The 15,560-nt window shown below is 62.7% G+C and carries 15 protein-coding genes; 9 read left to right on the plus strand and 6 right to left on the minus strand.

Going from position 1 to position 15,560, the window contains the following annotated elements; genetic code table 11:
• The first annotated feature begins 92 nt into the window (after positions 1-92).
• Entirely contained in the window at positions 93-1,793 is a 1,701-nt protein-coding gene (locus PSAL_RS14730; protein WP_196222794.1) for an ABC transporter permease, read from the plus strand.
• Positions 1,794-1,796: 3 nt separating this feature from the next.
• Complete coding sequence (locus PSAL_RS14735) at positions 1,797-2,975, plus strand: ABC transporter permease (protein ID WP_119839322.1); 1,179 nt, start codon at positions 1,797-1,799, stop codon at positions 2,973-2,975.
• A gap of 100 nt (positions 2,976-3,075) precedes the next feature.
• On the opposite strand, the gene PSAL_RS14740 is transcribed toward PSAL_RS14735, so the two are convergent.
• From PSAL_RS14740 to PSAL_RS14750, 3 genes are read right to left on the minus strand one after another with little or no spacing between them, the layout of a single operon-like run.
• On the minus strand, positions 3,076-3,837 hold the full coding sequence (locus PSAL_RS14740; protein WP_119839323.1) for a LamB/YcsF family protein: 762 nt from the start codon (positions 3,835-3,837) through the stop codon (positions 3,076-3,078).
• A gap of 19 nt (positions 3,838-3,856) precedes the next feature.
• Positions 3,857-4,558 carry a hypothetical protein gene (locus PSAL_RS14745; RefSeq protein ID WP_119839324.1) on the minus strand — a complete coding sequence of 234 codons (702 nt, stop codon included), beginning with the start codon at positions 4,556-4,558 and terminating at the stop codon, positions 3,857-3,859.
• On the minus strand, positions 4,530-4,820 hold the full coding sequence (locus PSAL_RS14750; RefSeq protein WP_119839325.1) for a hypothetical protein: 291 nt from the start codon (positions 4,818-4,820) through the stop codon (positions 4,530-4,532). Before PSAL_RS14750 ends, PSAL_RS14745 begins: the two co-directional genes overlap by 29 nt.
• Positions 4,821-5,020: 200 nt before the next feature.
• Here PSAL_RS14750 and PSAL_RS14755 point away from each other — a divergent pair, with 200 nt between their 5' ends.
• The 3 genes from PSAL_RS14755 to PSAL_RS14765 all read left to right on the plus strand — a co-directional run bounded on the left by PSAL_RS14755 (position 5,021) and on the right by PSAL_RS14765 (position 7,271).
• Positions 5,021-5,374: a hypothetical protein gene (locus tag PSAL_RS14755; RefSeq protein WP_119839326.1), complete on the plus strand. Its 354-nt coding sequence runs from the start codon at positions 5,021-5,023 to the stop codon at positions 5,372-5,374.
• Positions 5,375-5,435: 61 nt separating this feature from the next.
• A complete protein-coding gene (locus PSAL_RS14760; RefSeq protein ID WP_119839327.1) occupies positions 5,436-6,071 on the plus strand; it encodes a ribonuclease HII in 636 nt (211 codons plus the stop codon).
• Between the two features lie 102 nt (positions 6,072-6,173).
• Positions 6,174-7,271, plus strand: a complete 1,098-nt coding sequence (locus PSAL_RS14765) for a site-specific DNA-methyltransferase (RefSeq protein WP_119839328.1) — start codon at positions 6,174-6,176, stop codon at positions 7,269-7,271.
• Between the two features lie 188 nt (positions 7,272-7,459).
• On the opposite strand, the gene PSAL_RS14770 is transcribed toward PSAL_RS14765, so the two are convergent.
• Positions 7,460-8,278, minus strand: coding sequence for a sulfotransferase family protein (locus PSAL_RS14770; RefSeq protein ID WP_119839329.1), 819 nt, complete (start codon positions 8,276-8,278; stop codon positions 7,460-7,462).
• A 143-nt stretch (positions 8,279-8,421) separates the two neighbouring features.
• Here PSAL_RS14770 and PSAL_RS14775 point away from each other — a divergent pair, with 143 nt between their 5' ends.
• The 4 genes from PSAL_RS14775 to polA all read left to right on the plus strand — a co-directional run bounded on the left by PSAL_RS14775 (position 8,422) and on the right by polA (position 13,842).
• Positions 8,422-9,999 carry a DUF5928 domain-containing protein gene (locus PSAL_RS14775; protein ID WP_119839330.1) on the plus strand — a complete coding sequence of 526 codons (1,578 nt, stop codon included), beginning with the start codon at positions 8,422-8,424 and terminating at the stop codon, positions 9,997-9,999.
• Between the two features lie 10 nt (positions 10,000-10,009).
• Positions 10,010-10,390 carry an HIT domain-containing protein gene (locus PSAL_RS14780; RefSeq protein ID WP_119839331.1) on the plus strand — a complete coding sequence of 127 codons (381 nt, stop codon included), beginning with the start codon at positions 10,010-10,012 and terminating at the stop codon, positions 10,388-10,390.
• 164 nt (positions 10,391-10,554) lie between these two features.
• Positions 10,555-10,764: a zinc-finger domain-containing protein gene (locus tag PSAL_RS14785; RefSeq protein ID WP_119839332.1), complete on the plus strand. Its 210-nt coding sequence runs from the start codon at positions 10,555-10,557 to the stop codon at positions 10,762-10,764.
• Between the two features lie 270 nt (positions 10,765-11,034).
• Positions 11,035-13,842 (plus strand): DNA polymerase I, encoded by a 2,808-nt coding sequence (polA, locus tag PSAL_RS14790; RefSeq protein ID WP_119839333.1) that lies wholly within the window; start codon positions 11,035-11,037, stop codon positions 13,840-13,842.
• A gap of 227 nt (positions 13,843-14,069) precedes the next feature.
• Here polA and PSAL_RS14795 read toward each other — a convergent pair whose 3' ends face one another.
• The gene (locus tag PSAL_RS14795; protein WP_119839334.1) at positions 14,070-14,858 is read right to left on the minus strand and encodes a hydroxypyruvate isomerase family protein; all 789 of its coding nucleotides are present in this window, start codon (positions 14,856-14,858) and stop codon (positions 14,070-14,072) included.
• Between the two features lie 100 nt (positions 14,859-14,958).
• The gene (locus PSAL_RS14800) at positions 14,959-15,552 is read right to left on the minus strand and encodes a DUF1285 domain-containing protein (protein ID WP_119839335.1); all 594 of its coding nucleotides are present in this window, start codon (positions 15,550-15,552) and stop codon (positions 14,959-14,961) included.
• Positions 15,553-15,560: the final 8 nt, after the last annotated feature.

Here is a 15,560-nt window from a genome sequence, read left to right on the forward strand (position 1 = left end):
GGCTTGATGCCAGGATATCAGGGCGGGCCCAAGGGCCCGCCCTTCTGCAAGAGGGTCCGCCGCGAGACCCCGGAAAATACGACAGGGATGATATGAGCGATACCACGCAGACAGGCCCTACTCCGGCCAGCCCCGCCGTGGGCGAGGCCACCGGCAAGAGGGGCGAGATGCTGGCGGCTGACGGGCGACCGCTGAAAAGCAGCCTGAACCGGGCGCTTAGACGCCAGAAACTGCGGGCTTTGGGTCTGATCGCACCCCTGCTGATCTTTGTGCTCGTCACGTTCATCGCGCCGATCGCGGACATGCTGTTCCGCTCGGTCGAGAACGATATCGTCTCCAACACGCTGCCCGGCACGGTCGAGGAATTGAACGACTGGGATGTTGCCACCTCCGAAACACCAGACGAAGCGGTGTACCGGGCGCTGTATTACGATCTTTTCCTGGCCGCCGAAGCAAAAGAGCACACCAAGCTCGGCTCGCGGCTGAACTACGAGAAAACCGGCCTGTCCTCCCTGTTCCGGTCTTCGGGACGTGGTCTCGACGACTTTGGTGACGACTACCTCGACCAGCTCGAGGAAATCGACGAACGCTGGGCGGAAGGCGCCTTCTGGTACAGCCTGATGACCGGCAGCGGCGAGGCCGATGAAAGTTACCTGAACGGTCGGGTGAGAACGCTCGAACGGATGACCACCGAGAACCTGCCCGGAGATGTCGGCTTTGCCCCCTCCGCGGAGATCGCGGCCCTGCTGCCCGAGACGACCCACGCCTACAGCGATTTCGCGTCCTACACGGCGCTGGTCGACGGTGATGTCGTTGCCGAGGAGGACCCTTGGGAATCGGTCTACGTCGGCTTGATGAACGATCTGCAGACAGCCGATCTTGCCGCCTATTCCGGCCCCGAGGTCGATGCCCTGCGCGCCGCGCAGGCGGCCGATATCCCGCTTGTGTCGGCGAAGGACTTCTTCGCCGAGGAAGACGAGGACTGGGTCGATCCGTCGGTCTGGAGCACGATCCAGACCTACAGCCCGAGATATACGCCGGGCTACTTCCTGAACTCGGTGGACATGCAGCTGACCCCCGAGGGCATGGAGATGCGCCCCGACAACGAACAGGTCTACATCAAGCTGTTCAAGCGCACGATGTTCATGTCGCTGATGATCACCGGCTCCTGCATCCTGCTGGGCTACCCGGTGGCCTGGTTGCTGGCGAACCTGCCGATGCGCAAGGCCAACCTGCTGATGATCCTGGTGCTTCTGCCCTTCTGGACCTCGCTGCTGGTGCGGACCTCGGCGTGGAAGGTGATGTTGCAGCAGCAGGGTGTCATAAACGATGTTCTCGTCTGGCTGGGGATGGTGGATGACATGAACCGATTGGTGATGATCAACAACCAGTTCGGCACGATCGTCGCCATGACCCACATCCTGCTGCCCTTCATGATCCTGCCGCTCTATTCCGTGATGCAGGGCATCCCGCCGACCTACCTGCGGGCCGCCAAGAGTCTTGGCGCGACCAACTGGACGGCCTTCTGGCGGGTCTATTTTCCGCAGTCGGTGCCGGGGATCGGCGCAGGCAGTATCCTCGTCTTCATCCTGTCGATCGGCTATTACATCACGCCGGAAATCGTTGGCGGCACCACCGGGACGTTCATCTCGAACCGGATCGCCTATCATATCTCCTCGTCGCTGAACTGGGGCCTTGCGGCCGCGCTCGGGACGATCCTGCTTGGCGTGGTCCTGTTGCTCTACTGGGCTTACGACCGGATCGTCGGCATCGACAACGTGAAGCTGGGGTAAGTCATGTCTCTTGTAGTAATCGAACCGAAACCCGTTTCCTTCGCCGCCCCGGTCGTTGCCGCTTTCGGTGCCTTCTTCGGCCTGTTCTTCGGCACGGCGCAGGGGTCGGGCCTGCTGGGCATCGTTCTGGGCGCCGTGATCGCCGGGGCGTTGGCCTACGGCGCGATCCTGTTGTTCCGGGATAACGAGAAGGTCGGGAAGTGGCTGTTCCTGGCGCTGTTCGCCGTGGTCGGGTTTGCCCTGAAGGGTATTTCCGGCGGGGTGATGGGCCTGTTGCTGGGCTATTTCTTCGGCCACGTGACCTTCTGGCTGGCTTCGGGGCGCTACCGCACGGCGCTGCCACCCTATGCGACGCCGGCGCAGGTGCTGTGGCATTATGCCTTCCGCACCATTGCCGGGGCGATCCTGGTCTTCCTGATCACGCCGATCCTGGTGGTCATGCCGCTGAGCTTCAACGCGCAGAACTTCTTTACCTTCACGCCGGAGATGCTGAGCTTTGATCCGGCGGGGTATTCGCTGAAGCATTATCGCGACTTCTTCACCAACAGCGACTGGCAGCAGGCGCTGTGGAATTCACTGCGGATCGCGCCGATGGCGACGATCCTGTCGGTCGGCTTCGGCACCCTTGCGGCCATCGGGCTGAGCCAGCCGCATGTGCCGTTCCGCCGCGCGATCATGGCGATCCTGATTTCCCCGATGATCGTGCCGCTGATCATTTCGGCGGCGGGGATGTACTTCTTCTACTCGCGGATCGGGCTTCAGGGCACTTATCTTGGTGTCGTCCTGGCCCATGCCGCGCTTGGCATTCCCTTTGTCATCATCACCGTGACGGCGACGTTGGTGGGTTTTGACAATTCGCTTACACGGGCGGCGGCGAACATGGGCGCGAACCCGGTGACCACCTTCTTCCGGGTGCAGATGCCGCTGATCCTGCCGGGCGTGATCTCGGGCGGGTTGTTCGCCTTCATCACCTCCTTCGACGAGGTGGTCGTGGTGCTGTTCGTCGGCTCGGCCGGGCAGAAGACCCTGCCCTGGCAGATGTTCATCGGGCTGAGGGAACAGATCTCTCCGACGATCCTGGCAGTGGCGACGATCCTTGTGGGGATCTCGATCCTGCTGCTGGCGACAGTCGAACTGCTGCGGCGGCGCAGCGAGCGGTTGCGCGGGCTGTCCCCGGGCTGATGAGGGTGGCAATTTTGGACGGGCAGGAGGGGGCTTTCGGCCCCCTCTTGTGCCTTTGGCACAATTCATCCCCCGAGGATATTTCCGACAGGGAAACGGTTCAGGTGAAGGGTGTGAAGGTGACACCGGCGGCGGCGAGGCGGGCGCGGATGTCGCGGGCCATGGCGGTGGCCGTGGGGCTGTCGCCATGGATGCAGATGGACTGGGCAGCAAGCGGGATGGGATCGGCGCCGACGACCTCCATCAGGCCGGTGTCGAGGAAGCGCAGCAGTCGCGCGGTGGCCTCTTCGGGATCGTGGATCATCGCGCCGGGCTGGCTGCGCGGGACAAGCTGGCCTTCGGGGGTATAGCCGCGGTCGGCGAAAATTTCCGACAGGGTGGTGAGACCGGCGGCCTTGCCCGCCTTTTCCAGCTCGGTGCCCGAGATCGCAAGCAGGGCGAGGTTGCCGGGCAAGGCGCGAATGGCGGCGGCGATGGCTTCCGCATGGGGGCGGTTGGCCGAGGCGTGGTTGTTGAGCGCGCCATGGGGTTTGACGTAGGTGACGGTGGTGCCGGCGAGGGCGGCCATGCCCTGCAGCGCGCCGACCTGAGCAGCGACGAGGCGGCCGGTTTCCCCGGGCGACATGGGGATCACTCGGCGGCCGAAGCCTTCGCGGTCGGCAAAGCCGGGATGCGCACCGATCCGGACGTCTTTTTCGGCGCAGAGGCGCAGCGAGCGGAACATGGTTTCGGGATCCGAGGCATGGCCCCCGCAGGCGATATTGGCCGAGGTCACGAGATCCAGCATGGCCGCGTCGTCGCCCATGGCCCAGGGGCCGTAGGCTTCGCCAAGGTCGGAGTTGAGGTCGATGCTGCGGGTCATTTGGGCCTCCTGCGCTGCGTCAGATCACCCGGATAACATCCTTGCCCACCGAAAGCACGTAGCCACGCCGGGCGATATTGCGGATCAGCAGCTCCGAGACGATCTGGTTGCCGAGCGTGTCGCGCAGCCGCTTGATCCGGGTGGCGCCGGCGGCCTCTTCGCAGTCGACCTCGGGGCGGCCGGAGATCATCGATTCGATCTGCACGCCAGAGAGGACATCGTCGTCCATCCGCGCTTCGGCCAGGACCGAGAGGGTTTCGATCGCGGCATCGGTCAGCTTGAAGCCGAGGTTGTTGAGATAGACCATCTTTTCATCGCGCGAGATCATAAGGGAGTTGACCTCGATCCCGGCGCGTTCGATCTGTGCCATGCGGCGGCTGAGGCCGAGCAGCAGGATCAGCGCACCGATGGCGGCAAGCAGCAGCGCCGTGGCGAAGATCAGCAGCACGAAGATCACCATGCGGTAACTGGACAGGGTTTCCGAAAATGCGGTCCCCGAGAGGGCGAGGATGTTCAGCAACTGCACCTCGGCCTGGGAGGTCAGATCATTGTCCACGAAGATGGTCTCGACGCGGGCATTGAAGGCATTGGCGTCGGGCAGGTTCAGGAACAGGAAGACCGCGGCGACCGCGAGGATCGCCACCACTGCGCCAAGGCCGATCGCGGTGACCCGCAGCGTGATGCGGCGCAGGTCAGAAGCGTAGAAAGTATTGTCCGGCATTGGCCTTCCTCTGCTCGAGCCCATCGGCCCCGAAGATGGAGACCAGATTGAGCAGCGTCCAGCCCGCTGCCGAGAGCTTTGCGCGTAGTTCCGCCTCGGCGGCGGCGGGGGCGCAGCTGGACAGCGCCACGACCCCGTAATGCAGCGCATAGGGGGCGTCGCGGCGGGCCTTGTAGTCGGCATAGCAGGCCCCCTGGCCCCAGGCCGGTGTGGCCAGCAGCAGCAGGATCAGGGCAAGGGCATGGCGGCGGGTATGTGTCATGGCGCGACTGTCCGCGATCCGGTGCGGTCTTTCAATAACGATGCGGGATCTCGGGCCGGATCGGGCGCTGTTATCGGATAACCGGCGACTGATATTGCGCGATTTCGCGGGGTTGGCCGAGGGTGGGCCATGCGGTTCGGATCCCTCGGACCTGCGCTTCGCCCGCCGATAGTGCGGGCCTCCAGATGAAAGGACGTGCCATGCGTCATCTTGCAGCCTCTCTTTTCGCGGCCGGTGCCCTTGCGCTCAGCCCCCTTGCGGTGACCCCCGCCCGCGCCGACCAGAACGCCGGAACCGCCGTCGCGACGGTGATCCTGGGCACGGCGGCGCTGATCGCCCTTGGCAAGGCGCTGGACCAGGGCGGTGGTCATGCAGGAGCCGTTCGCGCGCCGGCGCCGCGCCCGGTCTATCGGGCCCCGGCGCCGCGTCGGCCGCAGGTCGTTCACGTTCAGCCCCGCCGCGACCCGCCGCGTCGTGTTGAGTCCCGGCCGTCACATGGACAGCAGAACCGCGGCCCCCAGGATCGTCATGACGACAAGAACCGCAATCGCTAGGACGCGGCGGCCCCTGCCGCGGGACTTGCGCGGCAGGGGTGGGTCTGGGAAAACCGCTTTCATGAAGCCGCCCCGAACCCTGCCTGATTTCCACCACGAAAACGCCCTGTTCGATCAGGGCGTTTTGCGCGTTGCCGGGGTGGACGAGGTCGGGCGCGGCCCGCTGGCCGGGCCGGTGACGGCCGCCGCGGTGATCCTGGACCCCGACTGCATCCCCGAGGGGATCAATGACTCCAAGCGGCTTGGCCGGGGGCGACGCGAAAGCGTCATTGCCCTGTTGCGGCAATGCGCGCGGATTTCGGTCGCCCATGCCACGGTCGCGGAGATCGACGAGATCAACATCCTGCAGGCGAGCCACCTGGCCATGCGCCGCGCGGTTCAGGGGCTGAGCGAGCGGCCTGATCATGTGCTGGTCGATGGCAACCGGGTGCCGGTCGGGCTGAACCTGCCTGCGACGCCGCTGGTGAAGGGGGATGCCCGGTCCCTGTCGATCGCGGCGGCCTCGATCGCGGCAAAAATCGCGCGTGACGAAATCATGCGGGATTTGGCGCAACAGTTTCCCGGCTACGGCTGGGAAACCAACGCGGGCTATCCGACAGCGGCGCATCGGCGTGCTCTACAGGATCTTGGTGTGACCCCACACCATAGACGTAGCTTTGCACCGGTTCGCAATATCTTGTGTCGAGGGCAAAACTAACCGACTGATTCAAATAATTAAATTGACGGCGAATCATCCGTGACTCATCATTTGCCCATATAATCGAGCGCAACAAATGCGCCGTATTCGAGGCAGTACATCATGAAAACCACGGCAAAGGGGGCTTCCGCGCTCCCGTTGAATACGATTCTATCGGGCGATTGCGTGGAGGCGATGAACGCGCTTCCCGAGAATTCGATCGATCTGATCTTCGCCGATCCGCCCTATAACCTGCAACTGAAGGGTGATCTGCACCGGCCGGACAATTCGCGGGTCGATGCGGTCGACGATCACTGGGACCAGTTCGCGAGCTTCGAGGCCTATGACCGTTTCACCCGCGCCTGGCTGAAGGCTGCGCGCAGGGTGCTGAAGCCGAATGGCGCGATCTGGGTCATCGGCTCCTACCACAACATTTTCCGCGTCGGGGCAGCCCTGCAGGATGCGGGCTACTGGATCCTGAACGACGTGGTCTGGCGCAAGTCGAACCCGATGCCGAACTTCCGTGGCAAACGGTTTACAAATGCCCATGAGACGATGATCTGGGCCTCCAAGAACGAAGGCGCGAAATATACCTTCAACTACGAGGCGCTGAAGTCGCTGAACGAAGGGGTGCAGATGCGCTCTGACTGGGTGCTGCCGATCTGCAACGGCCATGAGCGCCTGAAGGACGACAACGGCGACAAGGCCCACCCGACTCAGAAGCCGCAAAGCCTGCTGCACCGGGTGCTGGTCGGCTCGACCAACCCCGGCGACGTGGTACTGGATCCCTTCTTCGGCACCGGCACGACCGGGGCCGTGGCCAAGATGCTGGGCCGCGACTTCATCGGGATCGAACGCGAGGAGGCCTATCGCAAGGTGGCCGAGGCGCGTCTGAAGTCGATCCGCAAGTTCGACAAGGAGACGCTTGAGGTTTCGACCAGCAAGCGCGCCGAGCCGCGCGTGCCCTTCGGGCAACTGGTCGAACGCGGCATGTTGCGTCCCGGAGAAGAACTGTTTTCGATGAACAACCGCCACAAGGCCAAGGTGCGCGCCGATGGCACACTGATCGGTGGCGACGTGAAGGGGTCGATCCATCAGGTGGGCGCAGCCCTGGAAGGCGCCCCGTCCTGCAATGGCTGGACCTACTGGTGCTTCCGCAAGGACGGCAAGACGATCCCCATCGACGTGCTGCGTCAGCAGATCCGGTCCGAAATGGGCTGAGGCCGCCTACCCGACATTCCGCAATGCCTGTACCGCCGCCTTCGGGCGGGGGCCACTTTCCCTGCCCTTCGGGGCAGGGCTTTTTGCTGTCAAAGCCCAAGGTCGGTGGCGACCGGCCATTCTGCCCGTCTGCCGCCTTTATGCCCTGTGATGGCGCCTGATCCCGCGTCGCCCGCAGACGGCATCCATCATTCGCCCAGTTTGGCGTGGACCTCGTCCAGATCGATCTCTCCGGTGGGCATCTTGTTGGCGGGGTTCTGGAAATCGTATTTGAACAGATTGAAATCGCGTTTGTAGATTTCATAGACCAGATGCATCGACAGGTCGTCGAAGTAATCTTCGACCGGATGCGCGCGTTTGGGCCCGTGGCCTTCGCTTTCGTTGAACCGCGGGATGCTTGCCAGGTCGACCTTGTGCGGTGTGTCGATGTGATCCAGAACGTCCTGCATCCCGGCGTTGAAATCCTCTGTCCAGAAGATCTTGTCGTAGCGGCCGCCATTGACGATGAAGGTCGAGACATGGCCAGCCATGCCCGACCAGTGAATGTCCGGGTCCATCGGCTTGCGCCAGCGGATGGTGTCACGCGCGAACAGCAGGAAGCGGCGGAAGCTGGCGATCTGGTCGAAGTCGGCCTTGCCGTCAGGGCCGCCGACCTCGATCCCGTATTTCTGCGTCACCAGCGGCACCAGGTTGCCGCGATAGCGCTGGCCATTGCGTTGGATGCCGCAAATCTTGTCGAAGAAGCTCGACAGGATGCGGGTGTAGGGATTTCGGACGCAGGTATAGGCATAGCTCTTGTGGCTGCGCGCATTGGCTTCAATCAGGGACTGGCTGTCGTCCCGTGACCATTTGTGCAGCCCCGTGACCGCATCATGGATGTCGCCGTCGAAAAATCGCCCATGATCCGAATAGAACATGATCTGGCCAATGGTAGAGCAGGCGCATTTGGGAACGACCCGGTACACCATGCTTTCGCTTTCCGTCATCCAGGTTCCTGGAAAACCCATACAGCCTTGCCTCCCGCGGGGCCGCCTGTGCGCGGCGTCCCTCTATCTGTCATAAAAAACCAAAGAAAATCCATTTTATCAATCGGTCATGGCGTATAAATCTAGCTGGAACTCATGTCATGGAAAGGCTTAAAGTTGCGCCAATGGCAAGGATTGCATTCATACTTCTCTGTCACAAGGACCCGGAAGGGATCATCGAGCAAGCCCAACGGCTGACTGCCGTGGGCGATTACATGGCGATCCATTTCGATGCCCGCGCCAAGCCTGCCGATTATCTGAAAATTCGCGCGGCCCTGAAGGACAATTCCAAAGTCGTCTTCTCGCACCGGCGGGCAAAATGCGGTTGGGGCGAATGGTCTCTGGTGCAGGCGACCCTTTATGCGGTCCAGGCGGCCGTTGCCGCGTTCCCTCGCGCGACCCATTTCTACATGTTGTCGGGCGATTGCATGGTGATCAAGTCGGCCGAATATGCCCATGATTTCCTTGATCGGGACGAGGTCGATTATATCGAAAGCTTCGATTTCTTCTCTTCGGGGTGGATCAAGACCGGTATCAAGGACGACCGTCTTGTCTACCGGCACTTCCTGAACGAACGGAAGCACAAGTTCTGGTTCTACAAGTCCCTCCAGTTGCAGCGCAAAATGGGTCTGACGCGCCAGATTCCCGAGGATCTGCAAGTCCAGATCGGCTCGCAATGGTGGTGCCTGCGGCGGCGCACCATCGAGGCGATCCTGGATTTCTGCGATCAGCGCCCGGACGTGATGCGCTTTTTCCGCACCACCTGGATTCCGGACGAGACCTTCTTTCAGACCCTGGTCCGCCATCTGGTCCCGACACCTGAAATCCGGTCCCGCACCCTGACCTTCCTGCTGTTCACCGATTACGGCATCCCGGTGACCTTCTATAATGACCACTATGATCTGCTGCTCGGGCAGGATTTCCTCTTCGCGCGCAAGATTTCACCCGCCGCGCATGAGGTGAAGCGCCGCCTCGGTCTGCTCTATGCGGCCAAGGGGGTGGATTTTCCGATCTCCAACGAAGGCGCCACCCTGTTCCATTTCCTGTCGGGGCGTGGTCGTGTCGGGCGCCGTTTTGCCTCGCGCTTCTGGGAAAAGGAAAGCTCTCTGGGGCGCGAGCGCGAGCTCCTGATCATCATCTGCAAGAAATGGCATGTCGCAAAGCGCCTGGCCGATCAGATCCGTCAAAAGACCAATATCCCGACGCTCGAATACCTGTTTCATGAAGAGGCCGCCGATCTGCCCGATCTGGGCGGCATCCAGTCGACGCTGGAAAAACGGACCCGGCACCGACGGGCGTTGATGCGGATGCTGTTCGATTATTACCAGACCGACCGAATGGTGATCTGCATGGATCCGTCGGGCATCGACCTGCTTGAGGACTTCTGCGGCGACCGTGCACAGACCCTGCTGCTGGACGTGGAGTGCGAATTCAGCGACGACTACCTGATCGGACACGCCAAACGTGTCGGCCTTGCGGGGGAACAGACGACGCAGGATACGCTCGACCGGCTGTTGCCGACGATCCGCCACGACATCACCTTCGAAGCCGACCGGATTCGCGACAGCGAATTCGAAAATCACCACCGGATTCGGGAAAGCCAGTCCAGCACCGAAAATGCGCCGGTCCTGGCGGATTTCCTGTCGACCGGCACAAGCACGGCGCAGGAAATCCTTGCGCTGGACCACCTGTTCACTGACTGAGGTGCGCCAAATGGCCTATTCCTATGACGAAAAGAACATCTTTGCGATGATCCTGCGCGGCGAGATCCCCAACAAGACGGTGATCGAGACCGCACATACCCTCGCCTTCGAAGACATTCAGCCACAGGCCCCGGTGCATATGCTGGTGATTCCCAAGGGCGCCTATGTCACCTATGACGATTTCGCGGCCCGTGCCAGCGACGCCGAAATTCTCGATTTCACCCGCACCCTGGCGAAGATCTGCGAAATGACCGGCGTTTCGGCGGATGCAGGGGACGGCTGCCGCTTCATCTCCAACGCCGGGACCCATGGAATGCAGGAAGTGCCGCATATGCATGTCCACCTCCTGGCCGGCCGCCCGCTTGGCCGTCTGCTCGACCCGGCGGGCTAGCGCTGCAACTTCGGCGGGCAGCGCAGGCGCGACTGCCCCCGAACCGCCCGTGACCTCCGCAACCGCGACACGCTGGAGGGGGCGTGACACGCCGCCATCTTGCCAGCGCCGGGGCTTTCGGTCTATCCCGACGCAGCGCGACAAGCCTGAAGAGGACAAGCCAGATGCCGATCGAAGCTCCCGAAACCAAGATCGTTGACAGCCACAAGGTCGCCTGTGACGGCGGCGAAGGGGCGCTTGGCCATCCCCGCGTCTGGCTGCATATCCCCGAAGACACCGGCTTCGTCGAATGCGGCTATTGCGACGCGCGATACGTCCTCAGAGGGCACGAAGGCCTGACGGCAGGCACCGAAACCCCCGCCTTCAAGGTCTGATTGCCCAAGCGCAGGGGCACCGAAGACGTTGATGATCCCCGAATTGCGCGCGACTGTGACCCGCGCGCCCCTGATCGTTTCCCTGTCTGAAATATCCCGGGGGAACGCGCGGAGACCGCGTTGAGCGGTCACCGCGCGTGGGGGCAGAGCCCCCGCGCGCCGCCCCCACCGTCTCTCCTGCGCCCTTCCGCTTCGACCGGTGCAACTGGCTGGCATCCGTCCGGGAAAGCTGAGATAACCGCCCAAAGAGACCAGAACGGAGAGGCCTCAATGGCATTCGGCAAGGGCTGTCACCTGCACCTGATCGACGGATCGGCCTTCATTTTCCGGGCCTATCACGCCCTGCCACCGCTCACGCGTAAATCAGACGGGCTGCCCATCGGGGCGGTCGCGGGCTTCTGCAACATGCTGCACCGCTATGTCGAGGGAAACACCGGCCCCGACGCCCCGACCCATGTGGCGGTGATCTTCGACAAGGGCAGCCATACCTTCCGCAACGACCTCTATGACCTCTACAAGGCCAACCGCGACGCCATGCCCGAGGATCTGCGCCCGCAGATGCCCCTGACCCGCGAAGCCACCCGCGCCTTCAATATCGCCTGCGAGGAAATCGAGGGCTACGAGGCCGACGACATCATTGCCACCCTGTCCTGCCAGGCCCGCGACGCGGGCGGCCGCGTCACCATCATCTCGTCTGACAAGGACCTGATGCAGTTGGTCGGCGGTGGCGTCGAAATGCTCGACGCGATGAAGAACCTGCGCATTGACTCCGAAGGCGTCGAGGCCAAGTTCGGCGTCGGCCCCGACCGCGTCGTCGACGTGCAGGCCCTGGCCGGCGATTCGGTCGACAACGTCCCAGGCGCGCCGGGCATCGGCATCAAGACCGCTGCCCTGCTGATCAACGAATACGGCGACCTCGAGACGCTTCTCGACAATGCCGGGAAGATCAAGCAGCCCAAGCGCCGCCAGTCCCTGATCGACAACCGCGCCCAGATCGAACTGTCCAAACGCCTCGTGACGCTCGACTGCAACACGCCGCTCGATTTCACCCTCGACGACCTCGAGGTGAAGGACGCCGACCCCGAGGTCCTGCTGCCCTTCCTTGCCGCGATGGAATTCCGCACCCTGACCAAGCGCATCGCCGAACAGATGGGCGCCGAGATCCCGGAAATCCCCGACACCCCCGCGGCCGAAGGCGCGGTGGTCGTCGCGGAAACCCCCGACGCACCACCCATCGAAGATTCGCGTTACGAGACCATCACCGACCCAGAGACCCTTGCGAGGTGGGTGGCGAGGGCTTGCGAGCGCGGCGTTCTGGCGATCGACACAGAAACCACCGGGCTTGACGAAATGCAGGTCGATCTGGTTGGCATCTGTCTGTGCATTGATGCCGGCCATGCTTGTTATATCCCGCTGCAGCACAAGGCCGAACAAGGCGGCGACGGCCTGTTCGGGTCCGATGACCTTGCGCCGGGGCAGATGCCGATCAACCTGGTGCTCGACATGCTGAAACCGATTCTCGCGGATGAGTCCGTGCTGAAGATCGGCCAGAACATGAAATACGATGCCAAGATCCTGAAGCGCTACGGGATCGACGTGGCGCCTTTCGACGACACGATGCTCATCAGCTACGCGCTGAATGCCGGGCTGCACAATCACGGCATGGATGCGCTGTCCGAACGCTATCTGTCGCACAAGCCGATCCCGATCAAGGAACTGATCGGGTCGGGCAAGAGCCAGATCACCTTCGACCGCGTGCCAATCGACAAGGCGACACGCTATGCCGCCGAAGATGCAGATGTCACCCTACGCCTCTGGCAGGTGCTGAAACCCCGCCTGCACCGCGAAAAGGTGACCAGTGTCTACGAGACTCTCGAACGCCCCCTGTCGCCGGTCCTGGCACATATGGAAATGCAGGGGATCGAGGTCGACCGCGACACGCTGTCCCGCATGTCCAACGCCTTTGCCCAGAAAATGGCCGGTCTCGAGGACGAGATCCGAGAGCTTGCAGGCGAGGATTTTAACGTCGGCTCCCCCAAGCAACTGGGCGAGATCCTGTTCGACAAGATGGCGCTTCCCGGTGGCAAGAAGGGCAAGACCGGGGCCTACTCGACCGGCGCGGACATCCTCGAGGACCTTGCGACGGAACATGATCTGCCGGGCCGGGTGCTGGACTGGCGCGCGCTGTCAAAGCTGAAATCGACCTATACCGACGCGCTGCAACGCTACATCAATCCCGAAACGGGGCGGGTCCATACCTCTTACGTGCAGACCGGGGCGAATACCGGCCGGCTCGCTTCGGCGGAACCGAACCTGCAGAACATCCCTGTGCGCTCGGAAGAAGGCCGCCGCATCCGCGAGGCCTTTGTCGCGCCGATGGGCAAGCTGCTGGTCTCGCTCGACTATTCCCAGATCGAACTGCGTATCCTGGCCCATGTCGCCGGGATCGAAGCGCTGAAGCAGGCCTTCCACGAGGGCCAGGACATCCACGCCGCCACCGCGTCGGAGATGTTCGGTGTGCCGCTGGAAGACATGACGCCGGATGTGCGCCGACAAGCCAAGGCGATCAATTTCGGCGTGATCTACGGCATCTCGGGCTTTGGCCTGGCGCGTAACCTGCGTATCCCGCGGGCCGAGGCACAGGGGTTTATCGACCGCTACTTCGAACGCTTCCCCGGCATCCGTGACTACATGGACGCCACGGTCGCCTTCGCGAAGGAAAACCTGTTCGTGCAGACCCTCTTCGGTCGCAAGATCCATACGCCGGAGATTGGCGCCAAGGGCCCCCACGCGGGTTTTGCCAAACGCGCCGCGATCAATGCGCCCATCCAGGGCACCGCCGCCGACATCATCCGCCGCGCCATGATCCGCATGCCAGAGGCAATCGAAGGCCTTCCGGCCCGGATGCTGCTTCAGGTCCATGACGAACTGGTCTTCGAGGTCGATGAAGGCGCGACCGATGCACTGGTCGCAGCAGCAAAGTCGGTCATGGAGGGCGCCAGCCTTCCCGCCATCAAGCTGGACGTGCCGCTGATCGTCGATGCAGGACAGGGCCGGAACTGGGCCGAAGCACATTGATCATCCGTCCCGGCGCGCGTCTTGCTGGCGTCGCATGCCTCCGGCGGGAGTATTTTCAGCCAGATGATGAAGAGCCTGTCTCCCCGTCATCTGGCTGGAAATACTCCGGGGGAGTCGCGCGCTAGCGCGGCGGGGGCAGTGCCCCCTTTTCGGGAGTATCACCTGAACTTTATGTCATTTTCCGCGGCACGCGTTCGTTGACAGCCCGCCGTCAGTTGGTTTCGCTGTCACGCCTGTTTCTTGAAAGCTCCGTCGTCCCCCTTAAGTCGCGCTAGCCAGCCGAGACCGTCGATAGTCTTGCCTGAGGGCCGGTAGTCCGCCCCGACCCAGCCAGCATAACCGCCTTTTGCCAACTGGCTGAAAAAACCATAGAAATCGATCTCTCCGCCGTCGGGTTCAGCCTGATCGGGGGCCGAGGCGATCTGCACATGGCTGGCCAGATGCCCGTAGCGGTCCCAGGTCCCGGCCACGTCGCCGGTGATCATATGGGCATGGTAGGTATCGAATTGCAGCCCGAGGTTCTTGCGCCCCACGGCCTTGATGACATCGGCAGCAAGGCTGAAATCGTTCATGAAATAGCCCGGCAGATCGGCATCGTTCATCGGTTCGATGGTCAGGCTCTGGCGCGGGGCAAAGTCGCAGGCCCAGGTGAGGTTCTCTATCATCGTCGCGCGCGCCGCCTCGCCAAAGGCGCTGCCAGACATGACATGGACGTGCTGTGCCTTCAGGGCATTGGCATAGCGCAGGGCGCGGCGAAAATCGTGTTGAAACCGCATCTGCCCGTTGGGGACGGCGGCAAAGCCCGCCATGCCACCGGTGTAATTCGGCGGCGGCGCGGCGATCAGGGTCACTGGCAGACCGGTAAAGCCGAGCGTATTGCGCAGATCGACCGCCGGAGCATCATAAGGGAAGGGGATTTCGACCGCGTCGAAGCCGGCCTCGGCCGCCGCCGCGATGCGGTCGGGCACCGGGCGGTCGGTGAACAGGGTCATCACATTTGCAGCGAATTTCAGCATTCAGCCCCCCATCCGACCGGTGGTCCGCGCAGTTTGGCCGCCAGGGCGCAGCGGGCGATCCCTGCGCGGGGCCGGGTCGTTGCTCAAGGATGCGAAGTGGTTACTCGTCGGTCAACTCTTTCGCGCGAATTATCGGAAAAAACTCGCGCGAGGAGCTTAACCCGAACCAGTCTTCCCCTTCATGAAGCCGGGTTTCACCGATCTCGACCAGCCTGTAAAAGCTCTTGCGATCGATCAGCGCCTCCAGCCGGTCGCGGATCAGCACATAGGGTGCTGGTTCGCCCGATTCTGGGTCGCGGGTGACGCGGATCGGGTGGGCTGGTCCGGCAGCCGCATGGTCAGCGACATTGGTCTGAAAGGTCAGCACCTGGTCCGGGCCGGGATCACGCAGGTCGAAATCGACCGCCAGAAACGGCGCATCATCGACGGTTATGCCCACCTTTTCCGCCGGAGTGACGAGAAAGTAATCGTCGCCGTCCCGGCGCAGGATGGTGGAAAACAGCCGCACCAGTTCCGGGCGCCCGATGGGCGTACCAAGGTAGAACCACGTGCCATCCCTCGCAATTCTCATGTCGAGGTCGCCGCAGAAGGGCGGATTCCAGTCGTGGACCGGCGGCAATCCGCGCCCCTTTGCACTTCGGGCCGAGGCGAGGATGCTCTCGGCGGTGACTTTCACGCTTTTTTGTGAGGTCATGAATTGGC

This window comes from Pseudooceanicola algae, from assembly GCF_003590145.2.
Lineage (GTDB): Bacteria > Pseudomonadota > Alphaproteobacteria > Rhodobacterales > Rhodobacteraceae > Pseudooceanicola > Pseudooceanicola algae.